We start from the raw sequence: 22013 nt of genomic DNA, 5'->3' as shown, positions 1-22013 counted from the left end.
TATTTCTGTTAGCAAAATTTAAGCATCACTTCTCGAAAATCCATTCTTCATTAGACAAGAAGAAGTGAATAAAACTTTATCCAAATAATCCAATGTTTCTTTCTCTACAAAGTCTGATATTTCTTGGTTTGCCTTTTCGAAGAAGGCTTCTTTATCCTTTGCCTTTGCGTATTCTTCGTCAAATCTATTGATATATTCATTCATCTTATTATTGATTCTAGCTTGGTAACGTTCAACGTTTGAAGCGTTTTCGGCGAAGTGTGCGTCGGCAAGCGCGCCTATAATCCTGTTTATCCAGTAAAAATTGTCTGTTGTTGGCTTAATTACTGCCTTTCCGACGTAATCTGGTGTCTTGGAAACTCTTGTGTAGAACGGTACTATCGCGTTAAAGACGTTAGAGCCAAGCGCTAACCAGTGAAGTGCCTTCAAATCGTCTGGCATGTAGCCTCTAACTTGTGTTAAGCCCAAAACGTTGTTTCTATTTATACCGATTGGTCTGAATATGCCGGCCTTCATCTCGTCTTTATGCTTTGCATATGGGTCATATGGCGTACCTTGATAATGGTTGGATAACGCCCATTTGACTTCTTCTATAGTAATTTTCTTTTCTGGTACTAAAGCCCATGGTAAATTGTCGTCAGTTGGCCTGAAGTCTGCGTCGTAGCCATCCCAGAAGAATGTTTTTGGATTGAAATAGCGTAGCAATACCCAAGCTCTTGGTGTATTGTATGTGTGGTCTGAATCGTCGTGTGAACCAAATGCGTCTCTTGGGTTAAATACTTCTTCTTCACTCATTCTCTTGTCTAGATGCGCTTTTTTAACTAAATCCTTTAATGATTTTGAACACATATATTCATTTTCATCGCCATAAGCGTCGTCAAAATCGAATTCATCAATGCCTAGTTGGTTCGGCATAATTACATAAGCATCGTCCGGAACCCTTCTAGCCATCCAGTTGTGGCCGCCAATTGTCTCAAGCCACCAAATTTCATTTTCGTCTTGGAAGGCAATACCATTCATCTCGTAAGTGCCGTATTTTTCAAGTAGTGCGCCCAATCTTCTTACGCCGTCCTTAGCGCTTTTGATGTATGGAAGTGTGATGGTAACTAGGTCTTCTTCGCCTATGCCGCCAAAATGCTCAGTTCCGTCCTCATCTTTATGGTACTCGACCAATGGATCAGCGCCCATAACCAATTCGTTTGTAGTAAGTGTTTCAGTCGCGTTCATAGTAACGTTTTTGGCGTTAACGCCGTAAGCGCCCCAAATGCCGTCCTTTGTGTCAGAGCTTGGTGAGTAAGTGTAGTCCATCGGATCGTCTGGTAAATCGATTTCGACCTTTGAAATAACTGCTTTGTATTTGCGTGGTTGATCTTTTGCCTTCATCACTGCAAATCTTTTTGCGCAAAATTCACCTGATGGTGAGTCTTCATTTCTTGCGACTATAGTTGAGCCGTCGTAGCTCGCATTTTTTCCTATTAGAATTGTTGTACATGCCATTATAAAACCTCCTCATCTTTCGTGTAAAAACTTGCCCTTGAGCTCGTTCCTTCCTCGGCAATGCTCGAGTACCATTAGTACGCTCCGCTTGCCTCGTCAGTCCACATCGCCCAATCATCAAGTTTTTTCTACGAAATATTATTTTAATTATTACAATTATTTTTACCCAAAATTATAAAAGACTATACATTTTATTTTGTATAGCCTTTGAAAAATTCGATTGAATAATATATATAGTATTTCATTTAAATTTATTTATTCACTATGCCTTAATTTTGCGGAGAAATTTGATGGATAAGGCGCAGCATAACGAGCGACCGACCGATTCGTACATAGACGTACGTTGAGAGAGTGTCGAGACCGTAACGAGTTCCAGGCGCACAGTGCGAAGCACCAAGGTTCTCGGGTACCCATCCAAAGCTTTAGCTTTGATAATGGGTGAGGTTCTTCATTTAACGCGAAAGTAATAGATCGTCATCACTTACCCAATTCATTTTTTTAAATAAATTATGGAATAGTAGCGATAGAACTGCTGGTAAAATAATATATGTCAATAGCACGGCCACCATAGTCGTAGAAAAATTAGCATCGCTCATAGCATTAAATGTCTCAAGTATGCCCACAAGACCACTCGTACCCATACCAGCGCCGAGCGGAGTGTTTTTTAATTGAAATACACATGTCGCGATTGGTCCAGTAATCATGCTCGCTAAGCTTGGCGCAAGCCATATCTTCCAGTTTTTTACTATGTTTGGTATTTGTAGCATGCTAGTGCCGAGTCCTTGAGCAAGTAGACCGTCGACCTTATTCACCTTGTAGCTGATAACCGCGAAACCCACCATTTGTGCGCAGCAGCCAGCAGTCGCAGCGCCTGCAGCAAGGTCACTTAGCCCAAGCATCATGCAAAGAGCCGCCGACGATATCGGCAGAGTCAAAACCATGCCGACTATCAAAGAGACCACCATACCCATGAAGAATGGTCTTAGCTTAGTCGCTTCAATGATTACCTCGCCTAGCCCCACCATCATCATGTTTATGGACGGGCCAACGAATTTTGCAATGGCAAAGCCCGAAAGTATTACAGTTAGTGGCGTTGCGATGATGTCTATCATGGTTCCTTTCGAAATAAGTTTGCCGAGTTCAATCGCAACGACCGATGCGATAAGGCAGCCAACGGGTCCGCCAAGTTCATTGCCTATGTAACCAACTGCGAGCGATGAGAGCATAACTAAGTTTGGCGCCTTTAGTGCGACCCCTATCGCCGCGGCAATGGCTGGGCCAGTCATCATTTTACAAAGCGGCCAAAGCTCCTCAGATAAAAATTTTAGTCCAGTGTGAGTGCCGATTGTGTTTAGTATAGTACCGATCAGTAGCGAGGCAAAGAGGCCCATCGCCATGTTGCCTAAGACGTCAATTAGGTAGACCTTGTAGGACACGAGTACGTTTTTCTTGTGTAAAAATTCTTTTATTTTCATTTCATCAATCTCCTTTCGAATATTATAGCACCAATATTTTTTATGTGAAGAGTTTTTTCTAGTTTTTTTCACAATTTTAAAAACTTATAAATTAATAATTTTATCTTTGTTAAATTTATGCTTATCGTGGCAAGACCATAAACATAAATCCATTGAAATGTGATCTCGCTTCTTGACTTTTAAGTCCAAAAGTGATATGCTTCAGGCAAGGAGGGATAAGAAATGACTCTATTATTCATATTATTAATCATTGCAATATTTGCGGCAATGCTATGGGGCATCGGCTACCTAAAGAAACTTAACTTAAGCTTCAACGCAAGAGTTTTGATCGCTTTAGCAGTCGGCATCATCTTTGGTGCATTATTACAAATTATCGTTAAAGACAAGGAAATCCTTGGAACATCAGTATCCTGGATCTCCATAGTCGGCAGCGCCTATGTAAAACTATTAACAATGGTGGCTTTCCCGCTAATCTTCATCAGCATCGTTAAATCAGTTGCTATGCAAGAAAGCGGCATGGGCAAGAGTACAGCTAGGATTATGGCTGTCTTCTTAATCACTGTATTTATCGCGGCTATGGTATCTGGCACATTGTCAGCAGTCTTCGGACTAAACGCTGAGGGCCTAAACTCAGGAGAAAATGAAATGCACAGACAAGAAGTGCTAATGGAAAAGCAAGAAAGCTTCAGCAAGCTTCCTATGCAAGAGCAAATCGTAAATATCATACCATCAAATCCATTCTACGCACTAACTGGACAAGGCAATAACGCGACACTTGCTGTTGTATTCTTCGCATTTATGATAGGTCTTGCGGCTATGCAGCTTAAAAACTATAAGAAGGACGTGGCAGATAGGTTCATTCAAGGCATTCAAGACATTTCCGATGTCATCATGCACCTTGTAAGAATCATCATCAGACTAACTCCATATGGCGTTTTAGCTCTAATGACAAAGATCACTGCAACATCTGATTGGGAGGCTATATTAAAGCTTGTAAACTTCATACTAATCAGCTACGCAGCAATGATCATCATGGTTATAGTTCACATGCTATATCTATTAACAGCTGGACTAAATCCATTGACATTCTATAAAAAATCTATGAGTAACCTATTATTTGCTTTCACATCAAGATCATCTGCAGCCACATTACCTATTACCATAAACAATGCAGAAAATAACCTAGGTGTGCCTGAGGGCATAGCAAACCTTGCTTCGACACTTGGTACAAGCGTGGGCCAAAACGGTTGTGCCGGAGTTTTCCCTGCGATGGTTGCTGTTATGATTGCGCCAACTATGGGTATAAATCCATTGTCAATAGGTTTCTTAGTAAGGGTTGCACTTCTATGTGTACTAGCAAGTTTCGGTACTGTAGGCGTTGGTGGTGGAGCGACTTTCACAGCGATAGTTGTTCTAAGCGCTTTAGACTTCCCTGTTGGCCTAGTTGGTCTACTAATTTCAGTTGAGCCAATCATCGACATGGGTAGAACTGCTCTAAACATCTCTGACTCACTACTTGCTGGGGTCATAGCTGCGAAGAGAACTGGTGTACTAAACGAAGAAATTTACAACAGAAAGGAAATTGTGGAATAAACTCTTTTTAAAAGGAGGTTACAATTATGAAGATTATTCTTGAAGATGGCTTTAAATCCGCTCTTAAGGGCGAAGGAAAAAGCACTGTAACGATTGATTTACTGGGCTGCTCCGAATGAGGCGCAGGTGAAGTAACACCAATCGTGAAATTGGAAGAACCTAGTAATAAAGATGATTACGATCTTTATGAAGTGGATGGATTCAAGGTTTACGTCTTCGTTGCTGTTAGAGCAATGGACGACACATTAACTTTGAAATTCAAGAAAATATTGTTTAAAAAATTATATCTTGTTGAAGGTGTAATTAAATAAGAGATGTGGCAGGTGCTTGAGAAATATATTTAGCACCTGTTTTTTTATTAATTTGCATTAAAGCAAGCCCTTTGACTCGTTTCAAATTTTTTCTTCACTGCGATGAACGCTAAGTTCAACTCGTTCAGAAAAATTCTCAACTTCGGCAAATCATCTTGCTTTCTCTGCAAATTAAAGAATATATTTAGTTTATTTAAATGACCAAACTTGTAAAATCACTTTTCGATTAATACAGCAAAAAGAAAAGGCTACTGCAAGCAAAACTTACAATAGCCAATGCAAAAGATATATAATTTTAAATTCATACGAATAAGATCTTATCTATTATCCAATAAAACCAGATTTTTCAGAGCAATCTAGATGATTGTGCGAAGTGGAGTTTCGAGGCAAGCTTGGCCGTAAGTTTATTCAAAGCTATGTTCGCTTCGCTCCATACCTTTGTAAACTCTGGCATAAGACATGTATTGCCAATCGAACATCGCTTTGCTCGCTCTCTTGGTGCATGGACTTAAATGTATATGTCATACCTGAGCATTGCCAAGAAACGATCCGTAAGTTTAATCAAATCGACGTTCACTAAAGCTCCGTCTCTTTGTAAACTCTGTAATAAATCACACATAGCCAATCGAACTTCGTTTCACTCGTTCTCTTGGTGTGTGAAATTAACAAGCTTAAGGGCGCATTGAATTAGGGATTTTAAAAAAATTGATTTAGAAAGTCTTTAGGTGGCAAGATGAAAGGCTATGAGTTTTAATGCTCACAGCCTTTTTCTTATATACTCTTGAAAGTATTTTCTGAGTTTTCGTTTATTGTTTTAAAACCACTTTTTATTGCAAATAAAACTCCTGCAATCATAAATACAAATACTACTACTAGAGGGATATAGTTCATATTTGTTATCAGACCTTTTATCGCAAATCCTAGTTCATAGTTACTTCTATAGGCTCTCAATGCAATTCCAATAATGAACATAAAGATATAGGCTAAGAAAATATTTTTAAACAATATCTTCCCCTCTCCGAAGACCATCTTTTCCATTTGTTTTTCTGTCATACCTGTAGTGGATAGGAGTTTAAAATCATTGGCTCTCGCTCTAAGGTTTCCCTTAAAGCTATTATAGGCATTGGAAAGAGCAATTGTTATAAGAATGATTTGAATGCCAAGATTTAATAGTTTTTCATTTCTCGTTTGTTCTTTATCCATGGCTGATCTAATAATTTCTGTAGAAGTGCCATGATCCGATTTTGGAACATAGGTCGAAATTACTTTTTCGGCATCTTCAAATACTTTTTCTTTATTTTTATCAGCTTTGATTTTTACAAAGTAATAATAGACTGGGTTGCCTTCATCTATTCCATATTCATCAATAAATTTTTTCATACTACTTGTGCTAGTAAAAATAGGTATTTCGTTGTCATTATAAGCTTCTAGATTATAAGGCAGTTCATCGATACTTGAATCTATTTTTATAGGCATGGACTTACCATCTGCATTATATTTTAAAGTAATATCTCCAAATCCCTTATCAGAAATTTTTATATACTCACTAAAGGCATACGGAGTTTTGTTATCTTTTCTTATCTTATTAAGCAATAAATAAGATGCATCAGAGATGTTATTTTCTTTTAAAAGCTCTTCAAAATCTTCATCTGTTAAAGCATATATACTAGCATATAGTCTATCATTTTCTATTTTGCCACTAGCTAAAGAATCTTTTAAGTCTTTAGAAATAAAATCTTTATTCTCGTCAAGGTAAAACTTAGTGTCATTTCTTTGATATAGGTGAAGCTCTTTTATTCCGTCAACTTTTTCTAAATCAGCTAATAAGTTTTCATCTAAATTCTTATCAGTGTAAATACTTGAATTAAAATTGTAAGGACTCTTATAAGAGTTATATTTTTCATTCAAAGCTCTATATGACTGGCTAACTAAGACTGTGGTCAGTACAAATGCAGAAAGAGCCATTGAAATTACAATAATTCGATAGGTTGAACGATAAGACCTGTAATAATCTTTTGCTAATGTCTTTTCTATAGGTCCATTTATTTTTGACTTACCCAATTTAATGTTTTTTTCTGTAATCCCATTTAAGCCTTCTATTATTTTTATTTTTGCACTTTTCTTTGCAGGAAGCAGTGCAGAAAAATAAACCATAATTAAGGATAACAAAATAATTATTAAAATAGACCCAATACTTGGTATTACTAAATTAAAGCCTGGAGATTTTAGACTTTCTCCTAAAATATTTGATATTTTTTTATAAGAGATAGAATTGTTAAACCACAACAAATATAAGAGCAGATTTGCAAATACCAAAGATAGAATTGTTCCCAAGGCTATTGGTATGGTTGAAAGTTTAAAAGCTTTCTTTCGAATCATTTTTTTGACCTGCTTATCTGTCATCCCAGTGCTTTTTAATAGAGCAATTTCTTTTAAATCTCTAGTATTCCATACATTAAAAGCACCGTAGATAATAAAGGCAAAAAGTATAGTGAGAAAAAAAGCTATCCCATATTTTTCTATAGCTAAATTTACAACACTTTTAGGTGGAATAATTCCTTTAGGATAAACCATACTGTGCTCTAAAATATATTTGTTGTAAAATACTCTTCCAATATCTAAGGCTTGTTTCTCATCAATATTCATTTCAGATAAAATTTTTCGAGTCTTTGTGTAGGTATCCCTTATGCTTTTATACCAAATCCATGCTTCTATTCCGACATTGTTTTCGAATAAATAATCCTTTTTATTACTATCTACTAAACCTATAAGCATAGTATCTTCAAAAGAATATCCATAATCATCGTAAACACCAACTATGGTATATGTCTTTTTATTTTCAATAATCTCAGAACCTAAATCGTACTCCTTATTTTTTATTAGAAATCTCTCTGGTACTAAAAGTTCATTTGGATTTTCTGGTTTTCTGCCATTTTTAATTTCATAGCCGAGAAGACTTTCATAATCTCCATTTTCATATATAACCGCATTTAAGTCTGTATTAATAATTTTATTGAAAGAAACTTTTTCTATATCTGTATCGTTTTTTAATTTATCATAAAAACTTTCGTCAATTTCAGCTATATCTACATGATAATCTCCAATAGTTTTCTTTACATATTCATACTGTTCAGTGTTTATTGAGTCGAAAATAAAAATAACAGTTCCTAGTAAAATTACTGCCAAAAGTATGGAAATTTTAATGGCTAGGGTGTCTTTTTTATTATTTTTAACAGCTCCACTGGCAAGATCGTTAATAATTTTCATAAGTTTCATCTCCTAAGAAATTTAACCTACCGTCTACCATTCTATAGACCTTGTCACAAGAATTTGCTACCTTTTCATCATGAGTTATGATCATAATTGTAGAATTTAGTCTCTTATTTACAAGTCTGAAAAGTCCTGTAATCTCTTCAGAGTTTTTTCTATCAAGATTTCCTGTTGGCTCATCTGCTAGGATAATGGCAGGTCTTGTAATAAGGCTTCTAGCAATAGCCACCCTTTGTTGCTCTCCACCGGATAATTGCTTTGGATACCTATCAAGCTTTCCTTCTATTCCTAGTATAGATAAAATTTCCTTTAAATATTCTTCATCTGCCTTTTTATTGTCTAACAAAAGAGGAAGTAAAATATTTTTTCGAACGTTGATGTTTGGAATCAAATTAAAAAATTGATATACTACGCCTATATTCCTTCTGCGGAATACTGTCATTTCATCTTTGTTAAACTTGGTAATATTTTTATCTTGAATAAATATATCACCACTTGTTGGTTTATCAACTCCTGCTAATAGATGAAGCAAGGTAGACTTTCCTGACCCGCTATCTCCAATAATGGCGACAAGATCTCCTTTTTCTAGTTCAAAATTCACATTTGATAGAGCGTGTACTTCTACTCCACTATTGTAAGTTTTTGTTAAATCTACTGTTTTTACAATATTCATATTTAATCCTCCTTATCTTTCTTAGATTATATTAGACTTAAGTGACTGGAAAGTGACTAGAAAAAAAGACTGTGCTTTATTTACACAGCCATAATTAAATCAGTTATAAAATCTCATTTCAAAGGAATTTGATTTCTTCCCCTTATGATATAAAAGCTCTCCATTTTGTCTTTCCATAACAGATTTTGCCATAGGAAGCCCAATCCCATAACCTTTTGAATTTGGATCCAGCTTATAAAAACGCCTAAAAACTTTTTCTAACATTTGTCGATCTAAGCCATCTGAGAAATCTTCTACTAATATGCTCTTATATAAGTTCGTTTCTTTTAAGTGAATTTCTATATGTCTATCTTTTGTTGCTTCTAGACCATTTTTCATCACATTAAATGCTGCTTCATAGGTCCATTTCTTATCGCATATAAGATCAAAATCATCTCCATAAAGAGGAATTTCAATATTATCATTAATAAAATAATCTTTAAAATTTTGTATAATATCTTCAATTAATTCCCCAGCAGATATTCTGTCTTTTGCCATTTCTATTGTGCCTGAATCAAGGGCTGCCAATTTTAATAAAATGTCAGATAAGTTATGGAGTCTAAGTAAATTATCTCTAAGTCTTTCTATATATTCTTCTGAAACATTGTCATCTTCGTCTTCTAATAGGTCTAACAATAATAGTGATCCAGTCAACGGAGTTTTTATTTGATGAGCAATGTCTTCAGTATATTCTCTTAAAGTTTCCTTATTTTTCTCTGCATTTTCAGCTATTCTCTTGTTCTCTATAATGATTTTAATAATCTCATCTCTGAGTTTTCCAAATTCATCGTCTATAATTTCGTAATTGTCTGAATCTAGATCAAGTGAATGGAGTAGGTTAAATATATTATTAATCTTATCCTCAAGAACTTTTTCTTTTTTCTTTTCAATTTTTGAAATAACTACAGACAGAATTATATTTATAAGTAAAAAACCTATAAGAGTTAGAATATCAAATCTTGGATTGAGGTAAATTACAAGCAAAGACATTATCAAATTTAAAATTAAGACAAGTAAAATATTTTTGTTTTTATTCATTGTCCCACCTATATCCTATCCCTCTAAGAGTTTTTATATGGTTACCGTAATCTCCAAGTTTAGATCTAAGTCTTTTTATGGTGACAGTTAGTGTATTGTCATTTACTTCATAAAAATCATAACCCCAAACATAATCTAAAATTCGCTCTCTTAGTAGATTTATATTTTGGTTTTCTAAAAGCATTTCCAATATAGCAAACTCTTTTAAGTTAAGGTCTAAATCTTTTCCATCTATCGAAGCTTGTTTTGAAATGAGATCTAAAGATAAATTTTCAAAAGTCAGTTCGTTAACCTTTTTTATTTTTCTACTAAAAACATTGTCTATTCTTGCTTTTAGGACAGGAAGAGAAAAAGGTTTTGTAATATAATCATCTGCTCCTTGAGAAAGACCTTTTATTACATACTCGTCTTCGTCTTTTACAGTAATCATTATCACAGGAAGGTCAGAAAATTCTCTCAGCCACTTTAAAAAATTAAATCCTGACCCATCTGGGAGATTGACATCCAGAAGAATTAAATCAAAATCATTAAAATTAAGATTTTCTGTCAGAGAAAGCTTGTTATAAATAATAGTTTCAATATTATGTTTGTTTAAGTAAGTTTTAACAGCAAAAGCAATTGTGCTGTCATCTTCAATCATTAGTATTTTCAATTCTATACTCCAATATATCCGATATATCACATTTAAAATACCTACAAATTCCACACTAACTTCTCATCTAATAAAACTAAGCCGTTGTATCTGATATTGTATTTGTAATCATTCTATATATCATTATATCACATTTTACAATTTAATCCTTATAAATTTCTAAAGACGGATATATTTCCGTCTTTTTCTAATCAAAAGCACGATTTTTGTCCTAGGACTAGTGAAGGATAAACTAAGCTTATTAATATTTACTTACTCAAGACATACAAATTTGTCTTAGGACTAGTAGAGGGAGATTTCTCTTTACAAGTTTGAATTATAAGAATTGTCTTAAGAACTCAAAAAGCTTCTACGGGCGCGAGTGCAAAGCACCAAGGTTCTCGTCCGTATGGACGAGGTTCTTCTTAAACACAAAATCAAAATCAAAAAAGAAAGCTACTATAGATATAAACCCATAGTAGCCAATGCAAAAGATATATAATTTTAATTTTTGCGAATAGATCTTAGTTCTTATACAATAAAACCAGATTTTGCGAATAAAAATTATTTTAATTCAATAAAGCCTATCTGCTCTTGTCTAGTCCATAAAGAAGAACATTCTTCGATAAAATCAAAATAATTACAAAAGCAATAACCGCTTCAACTCCCAAGAAAGTACCATTATAAATAACTGAGTACATAAGTGGGCCGTGGCCTGATCCTTCTGCATATTCTGCGAAGAAGATGTAGCCTGATAATACGTGGCAGATGAATCTGCCTAGAACTGCGACTATAACTGCGATTGGTACGTAGAATGATTTTCCTTCCTTAACTATTTGTCTAGTGAAGCATCCTGCAAGTCCAAGTAGCGCAAATGCTAGTGGATAGTCAAGAATAGCTTGGATAGGTGTGTAGATGTAGCCGCCTAGTAGCATGTCTAAAACGCCGTAAACAGCTCCAACTATCATTCCAAGTCCGGCGCCATGTCTTATTGCGAAGAATAATAAAGGAATCATTTGTCCAAGAGTGATTGAGCCGCCTTGAGGCATTTCAAAGATCTTGAATCTGCCAAGTACTATTGACAAGGCAATCATAACTGCTGCTTCTGTTAATACTTTCGTATCAAATTTTTTCATAAAAAAACCCCCTAATGAATGATCACTAGGAGTTAATCGCACTTGCCTACGCTGGTACTAACCAGATCAGGTCGTAAGGGTCGATAAATCTCTCAGCCAATGGCTCCCCTAGTGATAAATATTAATTATTACAATGATGATTGTAGCACATCCACTTTATTTTGTCAAGGAAATGGATGGATTTATTTTTAAATATCTCTTCTGTGGCCAATTTCAATCGCGATTATGGTAAGGTTCTCGTCCTCAATATTCGCTAGAACGCGGTAATCGCCTATCCTGTAGTGCCACATCTCTTTCTTGTCACCTTTAAGCGCCTTTCCAAAAGCTCTTGGGTCCACCGCTCCATCAATATTTTTCTTAAGCCATGCAAATATCAGTGCGCTCACAGCCTTATCCATCTTTTTAAGCTCCTTAAGCGCCCTCTTTGAAAATAAAAGTTTATATCGCATCAAAGTCCCAGCTCTTTCTCTACTTCGTCCATAGAATAAGTCTTCGGATCTGATAAATATTCTTTCATCGCTTCTTCGTAAATTTTGATATCGTATTCGTCCTCGATGCGCTCCAAAACTGAGCTTCTGATGAGTTCAGACATGCTTATACCATTGATATCAGCATAAGTTTTGAATAGTTTTGCATCTTTTTCACTTAATCTAACAGATATAGTCATAGCTCTTCCTCCTTTATTTATTACATTGTATTACATTTTCATATTTTTGTCAATATTTGCATAAATATTTAATAAAACTGTTATATCTCCATGCAAATGGGTATAAATAATTGAACGATTTATCACATTCAAGTGATTCTTAACGAGCTTAAGGAGGTTTACAATATGGGTGATTATTTAATTTTGAAAGCCTTAGGACTTATACTTGGCCTAGCAGCCTTATATTTTCTACTTAGGAGCCTTAAGAAAGTTCAAAGGAAAAACTAAGTTAATACGATGAAAATATTTTTTCATTTTGAAATATCTCCTTCAAAAAAAAGAGCCTGTACCCCATGTACAAGCTCTTTTTCTTATGCTATTAATTTTTCTTTACTGTAAGCTCTTTGCCGTCGTAGTCCATAGTGATCGCATCACTATCAGCAATTTCTCCAGCTATAATCATTCTAGAAAGCTTTGTCTCAACTGTTCTTTGAATGAATCTCTTAACTGGTCTTGCGCCAAAGGCTGATGAGTAGCTCTCTTCAAGTATGTGCTCTTTCAAAGCGTCTGTCATCTTTAATGTGATCGATCTTGCTTCAAGTTTTACTCTGATCTTGTCAACTTCTTTTTCTATGATTTCGAAAATTTCTGCCTTCATAAGTGGCTTAAACATAACGATCTCGTCGATTCTATTTAAAAATTCTGGTCTGAATGCGGCCTTCATCTCTTCATTTACCTTTTCTCTTGTTTCGTCTGTAATCTTGCCGTCTTCGCTAATGCCTTCAAGTATGTCTGGCGAACCGATATTGCTTGTCATGATGATGATGGTGTTCTTGAAATCGACTGTTCTGCCTTGATTGTCAGTTAATCTACCATCGTCCAAAACTTGTAATAGTATGTTGAATACATCTGGATGAGCCTTTTCTATCTCGTCAAATAATACTACCGAATATGGTTTTCTTCTTACTTTTTCAGTAAGTTCGCCGCCTTCTTCGTAGCCGACGTATCCTGGAGGTGCGCCTATTAGCCTAGATACAGCGAATTTTTCCATGTACTCACTCATATCAATTCTAATCATGTTCTTTTCATCGTCAAATAAATCTTGTGTCAAGGCCTTTGTTAATTCTGTCTTACCTACGCCAGTTGGTCCCAAGAATATAAAGGAGCCGATAGGTCTGTTCGGGTCAGATAATCCTGCTCTGTTTCTGATGATGGCGTTCGATACGGCTTCTATCGCCTCGTCTTGACCGACTACTCTTTGATGAAGTATCTCGTCAAGTTTTAGCAATTTTTCCTTTTCGCTCTCTTCAAGCTTAGAAACAGGTATGCCAGTCCATTTCGATACAACGTCTCTGATCTCGTTTTCAGTAACTTCAAGCTTTAGATACTTTTGCTTTTCATTGACATTTTCGTTCTTTTCCTTAAGTTCTGCCTCAAGTTTCGCTAAGGTACCGTATTTAAGCTCAGAAAGTTTTTCCAAATTGTATTCTCTTTGAGCCTTTTCTATCTCGTATTTTGTCTCATCTATCTTTTTCTTAAGCTCTTTAACGTCCTCTATCCTGTCTTTTTCCTCTTGCCATTTCTTTAGACTAATGTCGTAACCCTCTTGAAGCGCTTGCAAATCCTTGTTTAGCTCCTCAAGTCTCTTCATGCTGCGCTCGTCGTCCTCTTTCTTAAGAGCCTCTCTCTCGATCTCAAGCTGCATAATTAGCCTTCTCTTCGAGTCAAGCTCCTCTGGCATCGAGTCAATCTCAGTTCTAATCATCGCCGAGGCCTCATCCATTAGGTCGATTGCCTTGTCTGGCAAATATCTGTCAGTGATGTATCTATCTGAAAGTACTGCGGCAGCTATAACAGCGGGGTCAGAAATTCTGATTCCGTGATAAACCTCGTACTTTTCCTTTAAACCTCTCAAGATGCTGATGGTGTCTTCAACAGATGGTTCAGTCACCATAACTTTTTGGAATCTTCTTTCAAGTGCTTTATCTTTTTCAATATATTTTCTGTATTCGTCAATGGTTGTCGCACCGATGGTTCTTAGCACGCCTCTTGCAAGTAATGGTTTTAGAAGGTTTCCAGCATCCATAGAGCCTTCAGTTCTGCCAGCTCCGACGATGTTGTGAATTTCGTCGATAAATAAAATTATCTTGCCTTCAGATTTTTCGACTTCTTTTAAAACTGCCTTTAATCTCTCTTCAAACTCGCCTCTGTACTTAGCTCCAGCGATTAAAGCGCCCATGTCAAGCTCAAAAATTGTTTTGTCTTTTAAATTTTCCGGCACGTCGCCCTTAACTATCCTTTGTGCTAGACCTTCGACTATTGCTGTCTTACCAACGCCTGGGTCACCGATTAAGCAAGGATTATTCTTTGTTCTTCTCGAAAGAATCATAAGAACGTTTCTGATTTCATCGTCACGGCCTATAATTGGGTCCATATTGCCCTTCCTTGCGTATTCCACAAGGTCTCTGCCGTATTTTTCAAGCGCTTGATAACGCATCTCAGGGTTATCGCTAGTTACATTTTGATTGCCGCGAAAGCCCTTCAAAGTATCTAGGAAAGCCGCTCTCGTAATGTTATATTTCTTGAAAATGGCATCGATGTTAGCATTTTTGACTTCCATTATGCCTAAGAATAGATGTTCAACACTTAGATACTCATCTTGAAAGTTTTTCATCTCATTTTCAGCTAGTTCCAAAACTTTATTGTATTCAGCTGATGTGTAGATGTTTGCCCCGCTTTGCTTAGGGAAGTTGTTTATGACCCCCTCGACATCCATTAGCATGCCGTCTACATTTACGCCCATCGCCTCAATTGTAGTTCTGATAAGGCCTTCCTTGTCTTCAAGTAGCGCCTTTAGTAGGTGCGCTGGTCTTATCTCAGGATTGCCCAAGGACCTCGCAGCCTCGTTCGAATTATTTATCGCCTCAATTGTTTTTTTCGTTAATTTATCCATGTTCATAATATCACCTTCTATTATTATATTTATTTATATTTTTCTTCTAATTCTTTATATAATTTTTCGCTTTCCTCGTCAAGTTTTGGGTTAATCATATTAAATCTGATATATAAATCGCCTGTTGCGCCCTTCATATCAGTAAAGCCCTTGCCCTTGATCCTCATAAGCTTAGTACTGTCGTAACCCTTTGGCACCTTAATCTTGATCTTCTTGTCAAAGACTTCGACCACTCTTTCGCAGCCGAAATACGCGCCCCAAGGGTAGATGTCTACGCTAGTTTTGATGTCTAGGCCGTCAAGTTCGTAGCGGCTGTCCTTCAAGAATTGAATTTTGAAATAGATGTCGCCACTTACGCCCCATTTTTCGCCAGCCACTTTTATGGACTTGCCAGCTGTAATACCCTTTGGTATATTTAAATTTATATTAATGTTTTTGCCGTCAATATTTAAAGAGACTGACCTTTTTGAGCCGTGATAAGCTTCGTCAAGCGTGATATATAGCTCAGTATTGTACCTTTGTCTCTCTTTTTTTGCCTTGCCTCTAAATAAGTCATTTATATTAAAGCCTGATGAGCGTTTTTGTCTGCCATTACCCATGCCACCCATGTTGCCGCCCATGTCGCCACCGAAAAACATATTGAAAAAGTCAGAGAAGTCGCCACCAGAGCCATTTGTTTCGTATCTGTAATAAGTGCCACCATTACCACCCGCGCCGCCAAAGCCGCTAAAACCAAAATCGTTTGGGTTAAAGTTTTGTCCGCCTCTAAAATCGTAATTAGAGCCGAAAGCGTCATACTTTTGTCTTTTTTCTTTGTCTGACAAAACTTCGTAAGCCTCGTTTATTTCCTTAAATTTTTCTTCGTTCGCCTTGTCACCTTGATGCAAATCAGGGTGATACTTTTTGGCAAGCGTCCTGAAAGCCTTCTTAATCTCAGCATCAGAGGCCTTTTTGTCGACACCTAATATCTTATAATAATCTTTATACTCCATAATATCACTTCCTTTGACTATCTCTGACTTATTTATACCCAGTAAATGAAAATATAAACATATTTTTTATTTTGCACATAAAAATTGTAAAAAATTTGCAAAAAAAGAAGCGATGATATTTATCAATCGCTTCAATGGATTTATTATGAATTTATTTTTATTTGTTCAGAGCTTTGCCCTTGATTGTAATTGCAAAAATATCATCTTTGTAATCAACCGATGCGCTTAGGCCCATCAATTCACATAAGTTTTCGACTATATTCAGCCCCAATCCGCTCGACGCATCATTCTTCGACTTATCTATAGTGTAGTTCCTTTCGAAAACTCTCTCTATCTTGTCATCCGTTTCAATTTGAGCGAGATTAGAAAATTTCAGCTCGAAGTAGCCATCTTTCAGCTTTAGCTCAATCTTGTCGCCGCCTTCGGAGTACTTCATCATATTTGAAATCAAATTGTCGACAACTATCTTAAGGTTCTTCTCGTCTTGGAAGCACCTCACTCTATCCAGGCTCACATCAATCATCTTGTCCTTAGCAATATAGTAGTCGTAGTAATTCACTATCTCTTCCTTGATGAAGTCATCGAGGTTAAAGACCCTCTTGTCAATCTTGTAGGACTTCGACACAAGCCTTGAAAAATCATAAAAACTGTCGATGAGACCCTTTAGCTCCTCGGCCTTCTTCTTGATAATCTCAAGATACTTCTCGTCCCTAGTCCTCTCGTAGACATCGATGTAGCCCATGATGGACGTAAGTGGCGTTCTAAAATCGTGCGAAATATTCGTAATCATCAGGTTTTGGTTCTCGATCGATTCGTTGTACTTTTGGCCCATGGTGTTTTTCGAGTCAATTATGTTTTCGATTATCTTACAGATCTCATTCAATTCACCCGTGTAAGAATAGCTTTGCAAAGCGACCTTAATCTCGCTTGCTTCCTTGTCCTCAAGGTTTTCGCGAAACTCTTTAAGCTCTTTTCTTGACCTGTAAATAGTATATAAAAGATACACCACAAGTGCTAAAAGTATGAGTATTACAGTCATTAAATCAAAGCCAAGAGCGGCTACTAAAAAAATTAGTGCCGCTGCTAGTATGATTGCAGGAAATACCCTCTTCATTAAAACTCTCTTTTTCTACCTACAAAGTAGATACCAGCCCAAACAAGAGCTATCCAGCCAAGCATGATGCAAAGCATGGTGTTAACGTTCATAATTTTATCTGTATAAGTAAATTTTTGTAAAAAGTCAAGACCGTAGCTACCCATCATTCCAGTTAGTGATTGAGTAATTCTAGAAGGTGCTAAGAATATAAGTTCGCGAGGCCAATCAAATTTAGTTAAAATTATAAAAAGTACTGGTTGGAAGATAGTCATAGCAACGTAAGATATGGCAATGGCTGATGATCTGTGTCTTGTAAGTATTTGGAAGAACAAAACCAAGGACACATAAAACCATAGGCATGGCAATAGATATGCAAAACCTATAAGGAAGTTCTTCATCAAGTCTGCAAATGATGGTGTAGCAAATGGAGCAATAATTGCGCCGACTCCTATAAGTATAGTGCACATGATGATCATGTAGACTAAGATATATAGGAAGGAAATGATTGCGTTTGCTAGATAGATCTTCATCCTTGATTGACCAATGGCTAAGTTGTTGTTAATGGCGCCCGATGCGTATGGTTCAAGCGCTGTTAAATTCACCATCAAAGGAATTAGTATGGATGCTAAGGATAGTATTTGACCTATAGTGAAGAACATCGTTGAAAGGTCACGATCTGCATCAAAGCCGCCAAGATTAAATCCTTGAAAAATGTATAAAACAAGAGCACACATCACAAAACCGAAGATGTATAAGCCTACGTTGTATTTTCTTTTACTAATTCTAAATAATTCTGCTTTTATAAAATTAAACATCTCTTCTACCTCCTACTAAGCTTAAGAAATAAGATTCAAACTCTTCCTTAGCTTGATTTATCTCGATGATTTCAACACCTGCGTCTTGGAAGGCCTTGAATATGGCGCTGCTATTAACATTATCATAGATAGCAATGACATTATCAGCTAAAACCTTGTAATTGTGAAGCTTCATGTCTTCTTCCAAAACTATAGTAGCCTTCGCAGTGTCATCAACCTTAATCTTTGTAGACGATTTAAGCTTTTCATCAAGATCATCCTTAGTTATTTCTTGGATCAGCCTACCATTGTCAATAAAGCCGTACTTAGTAGCGACCATGTTAAGCTCGCTCAAGATGTGGCTCGAGATCATGACAGTAGTCTTCTTCTCTTGATTAACAAGCTTGATAAGGTCTCTGATCTCCTTGATGCCGATAGGGTCAAGACCATTGATAGGTTCGTCTAGGATAAGGAAGACCGGGTCATCGATAAGCGCGATACCGATGGCAAGCCTTTGTTGCATACCCAAGGAGAAGTTCTTCGCCTTTTTATTTTTAGTATTTTCAAGACCGATTAGCTCCAAAGTTTCATTAACCTTCTTCTTTCTGTCCTTGATGTCTCTGTTGATGGCAATGTACTCAAGATTATCCCTTGCACTAAGCGTTGGAATGAAGTAAGGTCTGTTGATTAGAGCGCCCGTCCTTCTCCTCGCTATGTTAATATTTGCGCCCGCATCGCCAAGAAGCTCGATTGAGCCACTTGTTGCGTAGCTAAGGCCAGTTATGATTTTCAGTAAAGTTGATTTACCAGCGCCGTTCTTGCCGACAAGACCATAGATCTCGCCTTCGTTTACGCTCATGTTGACATCCTTCAGTGCGTAGAAAGAGCCGTAAACCTTGCTTACAGAATTTACTTTTAAAATTTCATTCATAGTTTTCACTCCTTTGTTATCTTTATGGGTCTATTATAATACACAAATCTTAATTATTTCTTAAGTATCCCTTAAGTTTTTCTTAAGAATTCCTTAAAAATTTCTTAAGAGAATGCTTTCTGAAAAAATAGAAGACATATCTATATATAATAAAAAAATAACTGTTATCAAACACAGTTATTTTTTATTCTTTGTCCCACACAGTCCATTTCCTCATTTCGTTTCTTCTCAGTTCCTTCTCGCTATTATTGTCCCTATATTCCTTCAATTTCCTTAGCATCTCTTCCTTTCCTTCAGGGAATTTCGCAAGTAGTGGCAGTGGATTTGTCTTGTGGGTCGCCTTAATTACTGTATTATTATCAAGATTTTGGAGTATATATATTTCCTCGTCCAAAACGTCTTTTATAGCGAGCCTTGTAAATCCTTTCGCGCGAACGAGGTCCTTAAGCGGCGCACGCTTGAATATAACCGTAGTTACGAAGACTATTTCAAATGGCTTTATCTCGTTTAATAGCTTTGCGGTGCCTTTTCTGTGTTCCATGGTCATCTCTTTGCCGCCAAGTCCGAGCATGATGTAGACTGAGTAGCTGATGCCGAGCCTTTCAAGCTTTTTGCACGCTCTTAGGCTATCCGAAACGCTATGGCCTTTTTTGTGAAAGCTCAAAACTTCGTCCGAACCGCTCTCAAGCCCCAAACACAGCCTATCTAGCCCCATGGCTTTGAGCCTAAGTAGCTCCTCATCAGTCTTACGAAGGACGTCTGTCGCACGCGCAAACATTGATATATACTCGACTTCGAAGTATTTATGTATCGTGGCAAAAACATTCTCAAGGAAAGAGGCTTTTACGCATAAGGGATTACCCTCAAGTAGTGTAAATTTCTTGGGGCTGCGTCTCATTTTGTCGTATTTAATTTTTTCCTTTCGCAAATAGTCCTCGATTTCGGCGAGCTTAAAGACGTGAAATTTCTGCCTAAAATTCAGGTCGCAGTAGAGGCACTTTTGGTAGGAACAGCCGGACGTCACGGGCACCATGACGTTGTGCATCTCGGGCATCGGCGTGTACATGTAGATGGGGTAAAATTTGTCCATAATTATCTCCTTAATTATACTTACCCAATTTGATAAATATGTGCTATAATTATGGTGATGTAAATATAATTATTATTATGGAGGAATATAAATGATTTTTTTTGATCTAGATGACACAATATTAGAAACCGCAAAAACAAATCTATTAATTTTTGAGCGCGCGCAAATGGATTTGCACATAGCCATGGACGCGGACGAGTTCAGAGGCCGCATAAGGACTGCACTTCGCTCGCGCATGATCAGGCACATGGACTTTGCCTACAACGAGACCATTGGCATAGACCCCTTGGATTACATGCTTATGGAGGAGCCATACGAAGAAGAAAGGCTGGAGCTATTCAAAAATGGGGTTTATAGCGATGTGAAGGACATTTTGGCTGGCATTACTCAAGAAGAATTTTTCGCGACCTTTTTGAAGAGGCGCTTCGACTATACTGAAGCAATTGACGGCATGCTAGAGCTTATCAAGGACTTAAAGGCTGCCGGCCACAAGCTTGGCGTTATCACTGACGGCATCAGCGAGGTTCAGCACAGAAAGGCGCAAACGCTTGGTCTTGACACGCTTGTAGACCACGTCTTTGCTTCGGGCGACTTTGGTTATGGTAAACCTGATACGAAGTTTTTCTTCGGCGCTATGAAAATGGCGGGTGTTAGGCCAGAAGAGTCCATAATGATAGGCAACAACATCGACTCAGACGTTTTTGGCGCGCTTGCAAGCGGCATGAAGGCCATTTACTTTGGAGCAAAGCCAAAAAATTACGTAGTGAACTACGCCCCTGATGCCAAGGCGCTTAGAGACGTTTTAAATGAAGTGCTGGACTAATATGCTTCCAGCTTTGATTATAGCGATGGCTGCGGCATATTTGCCATTTTAACAGAAAAGTATTGACACGTACTAACAATACGTGTATAATATAAGTGTAAGGAGGAGGACATACTATGGCCCGCACAAAGCCTTACAGAACAGTTGTTAAAGCAATGCGAAAGGCAGGATGGCGTCTTGACCATACTGAAGGATCTCATGAGATTTATTATAAGGATGGCCGTATATGCCCTGTCAAATGCAATAAGAAGGATATTCCTTCTGGGACTTTAACAAGTATTGAGAGGATTACGGGGCTTAAATTTTAGCCCCACCTCTATAATAGGAGGTATTAAGATGAAAAAGACAGATGCTTATCCATGTGTTGTTAGATATGAGGACAATACTTATTATGCTGATTTTCCTGATTTTGATGCCTGTTTCACTGATGCAGATAGTCTTGGAGAATTATTTGTAAATACAAAGGAAGTTTTGAATGGAGTTTTATTAACTATGCTTGATAATGGTCTTACTCTTCCTAAGACAAGTGATAGTAAAAATATTAATCTAAAGAAGGGTGAGTTTGTACTTTTAGTTGAAGCGCCTATTGCAAGTATTGAGGAAAGGCTTAATAAAAAATCTATAAAAAAGACTTTGAGCATACCAAAGTGGCTTAATGATCTTGGCATGAAAGAAAATGTGAATTTTTCACAAATTTTGCAAGATGGGCTTAAAAGAGAGCTTAATCTTAAGTAATAGTACAAATGAGGTGCTTGTATGATAGCTGTAAATTATCCAGAATTTGAAAAGAAGCTTGAAAAGTATTGTGACCAAGCAGCTGAAGACTATGAGAACGTTTTTGTTACTAGAAAAGATAATAAAAACATTGTCGTTATGAGCTTTGAAGAATATGCTAATCTTATTAATAAGGTAAATAGAAAATAAATTCAAATAGCAAAAGGCGAGGGTTTTCCTCGCCTTTTCACTTACTCAATCAAATTCACTTACTCAATCAAATTCACTTACTTAATCAAATTCACTTACTT

General features: G+C 36.8%; 21 protein-coding genes and 1 riboswitch. Of the genes, 6 read left to right on the top strand and 15 right to left on the bottom strand.

Features of this window, described 5'->3' with window-relative positions; all coding sequences use genetic code 11:
- Nucleotides 1-18: 18 nt before the first annotated feature.
- Both Q0E71_RS01695 and Q0E71_RS01690 read right to left on the bottom strand, forming a co-directional pair.
- Entirely contained in the window at nucleotides 19-1497 is a 1479-nt protein-coding gene (locus tag Q0E71_RS01695) for a C69 family dipeptidase (protein WP_294795360.1), read from the bottom strand.
- A gap of 452 nt (nucleotides 1498-1949) precedes the next feature.
- Nucleotides 1950-2972: a PTS transporter subunit IIC gene (locus tag Q0E71_RS01690; RefSeq protein ID WP_294795356.1), complete on the bottom strand. Its 1023-nt coding sequence runs from the start codon at nucleotides 2970-2972 to the stop codon at nucleotides 1950-1952.
- Nucleotides 2973-3194: 222 nt separating this feature from the next.
- Between Q0E71_RS01690 and Q0E71_RS01685 the strand changes: the two genes are divergently transcribed.
- Both Q0E71_RS01685 and Q0E71_RS01680 read left to right on the top strand, forming a co-directional pair.
- Nucleotides 3195-4565: a cation:dicarboxylate symporter family transporter gene (locus tag Q0E71_RS01685; RefSeq protein WP_294795353.1), complete on the top strand. Its 1371-nt coding sequence runs from the start codon at nucleotides 3195-3197 to the stop codon at nucleotides 4563-4565.
- A 149-nt stretch (nucleotides 4566-4714) separates the two neighbouring features.
- Complete coding sequence (locus Q0E71_RS01680) at nucleotides 4715-4876, top strand: hypothetical protein (RefSeq protein WP_249242651.1); 162 nt, start codon at nucleotides 4715-4717, stop codon at nucleotides 4874-4876.
- 771 nt (nucleotides 4877-5647) lie between these two features.
- On the opposite strand, the gene Q0E71_RS01675 is transcribed toward Q0E71_RS01680, so the two are convergent.
- The 13 genes from Q0E71_RS01675 to Q0E71_RS01615 all read right to left on the bottom strand — a co-directional run bounded on the left by Q0E71_RS01675 (nucleotide 5648) and on the right by Q0E71_RS01615 (nucleotide 20165).
- Entirely contained in the window at nucleotides 5648-8143 is a 2496-nt protein-coding gene (locus Q0E71_RS01675; protein WP_294795347.1) for an FtsX-like permease family protein, read from the bottom strand.
- The gene (locus Q0E71_RS01670) at nucleotides 8130-8819 is read right to left on the bottom strand and encodes an ABC transporter ATP-binding protein (RefSeq protein ID WP_007894576.1); all 690 of its coding nucleotides are present in this window, start codon (nucleotides 8817-8819) and stop codon (nucleotides 8130-8132) included. Before Q0E71_RS01670 ends, Q0E71_RS01675 begins: the two co-directional genes overlap by 14 nt.
- A gap of 99 nt (nucleotides 8820-8918) precedes the next feature.
- A complete protein-coding gene (locus Q0E71_RS01665) occupies nucleotides 8919-9896 on the bottom strand; it encodes a HAMP domain-containing sensor histidine kinase (RefSeq protein ID WP_294795341.1) in 978 nt (325 codons plus the stop codon).
- A complete protein-coding gene (locus Q0E71_RS01660) occupies nucleotides 9889-10548 on the bottom strand; it encodes a response regulator transcription factor (RefSeq protein WP_294795406.1) in 660 nt (219 codons plus the stop codon). Before Q0E71_RS01660 ends, Q0E71_RS01665 begins: the two co-directional genes overlap by 8 nt.
- A gap of 563 nt (nucleotides 10549-11111) precedes the next feature.
- Nucleotides 11112-11663, bottom strand: a complete 552-nt coding sequence (thiT, locus tag Q0E71_RS01655; RefSeq protein ID WP_058259674.1) for an energy-coupled thiamine transporter ThiT — start codon at nucleotides 11661-11663, stop codon at nucleotides 11112-11114.
- Nucleotides 11664-11689: 26 nt separating this feature from the next.
- Nucleotides 11690-11783: riboswitch (TPP riboswitch) on the bottom strand.
- Nucleotides 11784-11851: 68 nt separating this feature from the next.
- Complete coding sequence (locus Q0E71_RS01650) at nucleotides 11852-12112, bottom strand: type II toxin-antitoxin system RelE/ParE family toxin (RefSeq protein WP_294795336.1); 261 nt, start codon at nucleotides 12110-12112, stop codon at nucleotides 11852-11854.
- Nucleotides 12112-12330, bottom strand: a complete 219-nt coding sequence (gene relB / locus Q0E71_RS01645) for a type II toxin-antitoxin system RelB family antitoxin (protein ID WP_294795333.1) — start codon at nucleotides 12328-12330, stop codon at nucleotides 12112-12114. Before relB ends, Q0E71_RS01650 begins: the two co-directional genes overlap by 1 nt.
- Before the next feature lie 358 nt (nucleotides 12331-12688).
- On the bottom strand, nucleotides 12689-15268 hold the full coding sequence (clpB, locus tag Q0E71_RS01640) for an ATP-dependent chaperone ClpB (RefSeq protein ID WP_294795330.1): 2580 nt from the start codon (nucleotides 15266-15268) through the stop codon (nucleotides 12689-12691).
- A gap of 23 nt (nucleotides 15269-15291) precedes the next feature.
- Nucleotides 15292-16254 (bottom strand): DnaJ C-terminal domain-containing protein, encoded by a 963-nt coding sequence (locus tag Q0E71_RS01635; RefSeq protein WP_294795326.1) that lies wholly within the window; start codon nucleotides 16252-16254, stop codon nucleotides 15292-15294.
- Between the two features lie 157 nt (nucleotides 16255-16411).
- Complete coding sequence (locus tag Q0E71_RS01630) at nucleotides 16412-17368, bottom strand: HAMP domain-containing sensor histidine kinase (RefSeq protein WP_294795324.1); 957 nt, start codon at nucleotides 17366-17368, stop codon at nucleotides 16412-16414.
- Nucleotides 17368-18165 (bottom strand): hypothetical protein, encoded by a 798-nt coding sequence (locus tag Q0E71_RS01625; protein WP_294795321.1) that lies wholly within the window; start codon nucleotides 18163-18165, stop codon nucleotides 17368-17370. The genes Q0E71_RS01630 and Q0E71_RS01625 overlap by 1 nt, the downstream gene beginning before the upstream one ends.
- The gene (locus Q0E71_RS01620; protein ID WP_294795318.1) at nucleotides 18158-19075 is read right to left on the bottom strand and encodes an ABC transporter ATP-binding protein; all 918 of its coding nucleotides are present in this window, start codon (nucleotides 19073-19075) and stop codon (nucleotides 18158-18160) included. Before Q0E71_RS01620 ends, Q0E71_RS01625 begins: the two co-directional genes overlap by 8 nt.
- Nucleotides 19076-19259: 184 nt before the next feature.
- The gene (locus Q0E71_RS01615; RefSeq protein WP_294795315.1) at nucleotides 19260-20165 is read right to left on the bottom strand and encodes a radical SAM protein; all 906 of its coding nucleotides are present in this window, start codon (nucleotides 20163-20165) and stop codon (nucleotides 19260-19262) included.
- A gap of 91 nt (nucleotides 20166-20256) precedes the next feature.
- Here Q0E71_RS01615 and Q0E71_RS01610 point away from each other — a divergent pair, with 91 nt between their 5' ends.
- From Q0E71_RS01610 to Q0E71_RS01595, 4 genes are all read left to right on the top strand, one after another.
- On the top strand, nucleotides 20257-20988 hold the full coding sequence (locus Q0E71_RS01610; RefSeq protein ID WP_294795311.1) for an HAD family hydrolase: 732 nt from the start codon (nucleotides 20257-20259) through the stop codon (nucleotides 20986-20988).
- Nucleotides 20989-21104: 116 nt separating this feature from the next.
- On the top strand, nucleotides 21105-21296 hold the full coding sequence (locus tag Q0E71_RS01605; RefSeq protein WP_070600620.1) for a type II toxin-antitoxin system HicA family toxin: 192 nt from the start codon (nucleotides 21105-21107) through the stop codon (nucleotides 21294-21296).
- A gap of 28 nt (nucleotides 21297-21324) precedes the next feature.
- Nucleotides 21325-21723, top strand: coding sequence for a type II toxin-antitoxin system HicB family antitoxin (locus Q0E71_RS01600; protein ID WP_294795307.1), 399 nt, complete (start codon nucleotides 21325-21327; stop codon nucleotides 21721-21723).
- Nucleotides 21724-21744: 21 nt separating this feature from the next.
- Nucleotides 21745-21912, top strand: coding sequence for a type II toxin-antitoxin system Phd/YefM family antitoxin (locus Q0E71_RS01595; RefSeq protein ID WP_294795305.1), 168 nt, complete (start codon nucleotides 21745-21747; stop codon nucleotides 21910-21912).
- Nucleotides 21913-22013: the final 101 nt, after the last annotated feature.

The organism is uncultured Fenollaria sp., assembly GCF_934202865.1.
Lineage (GTDB): Bacteria > Bacillota > Clostridia > Tissierellales > Peptoniphilaceae > Fenollaria.
This window is presented reverse-complemented; position numbering and strand designations above follow the sequence as displayed.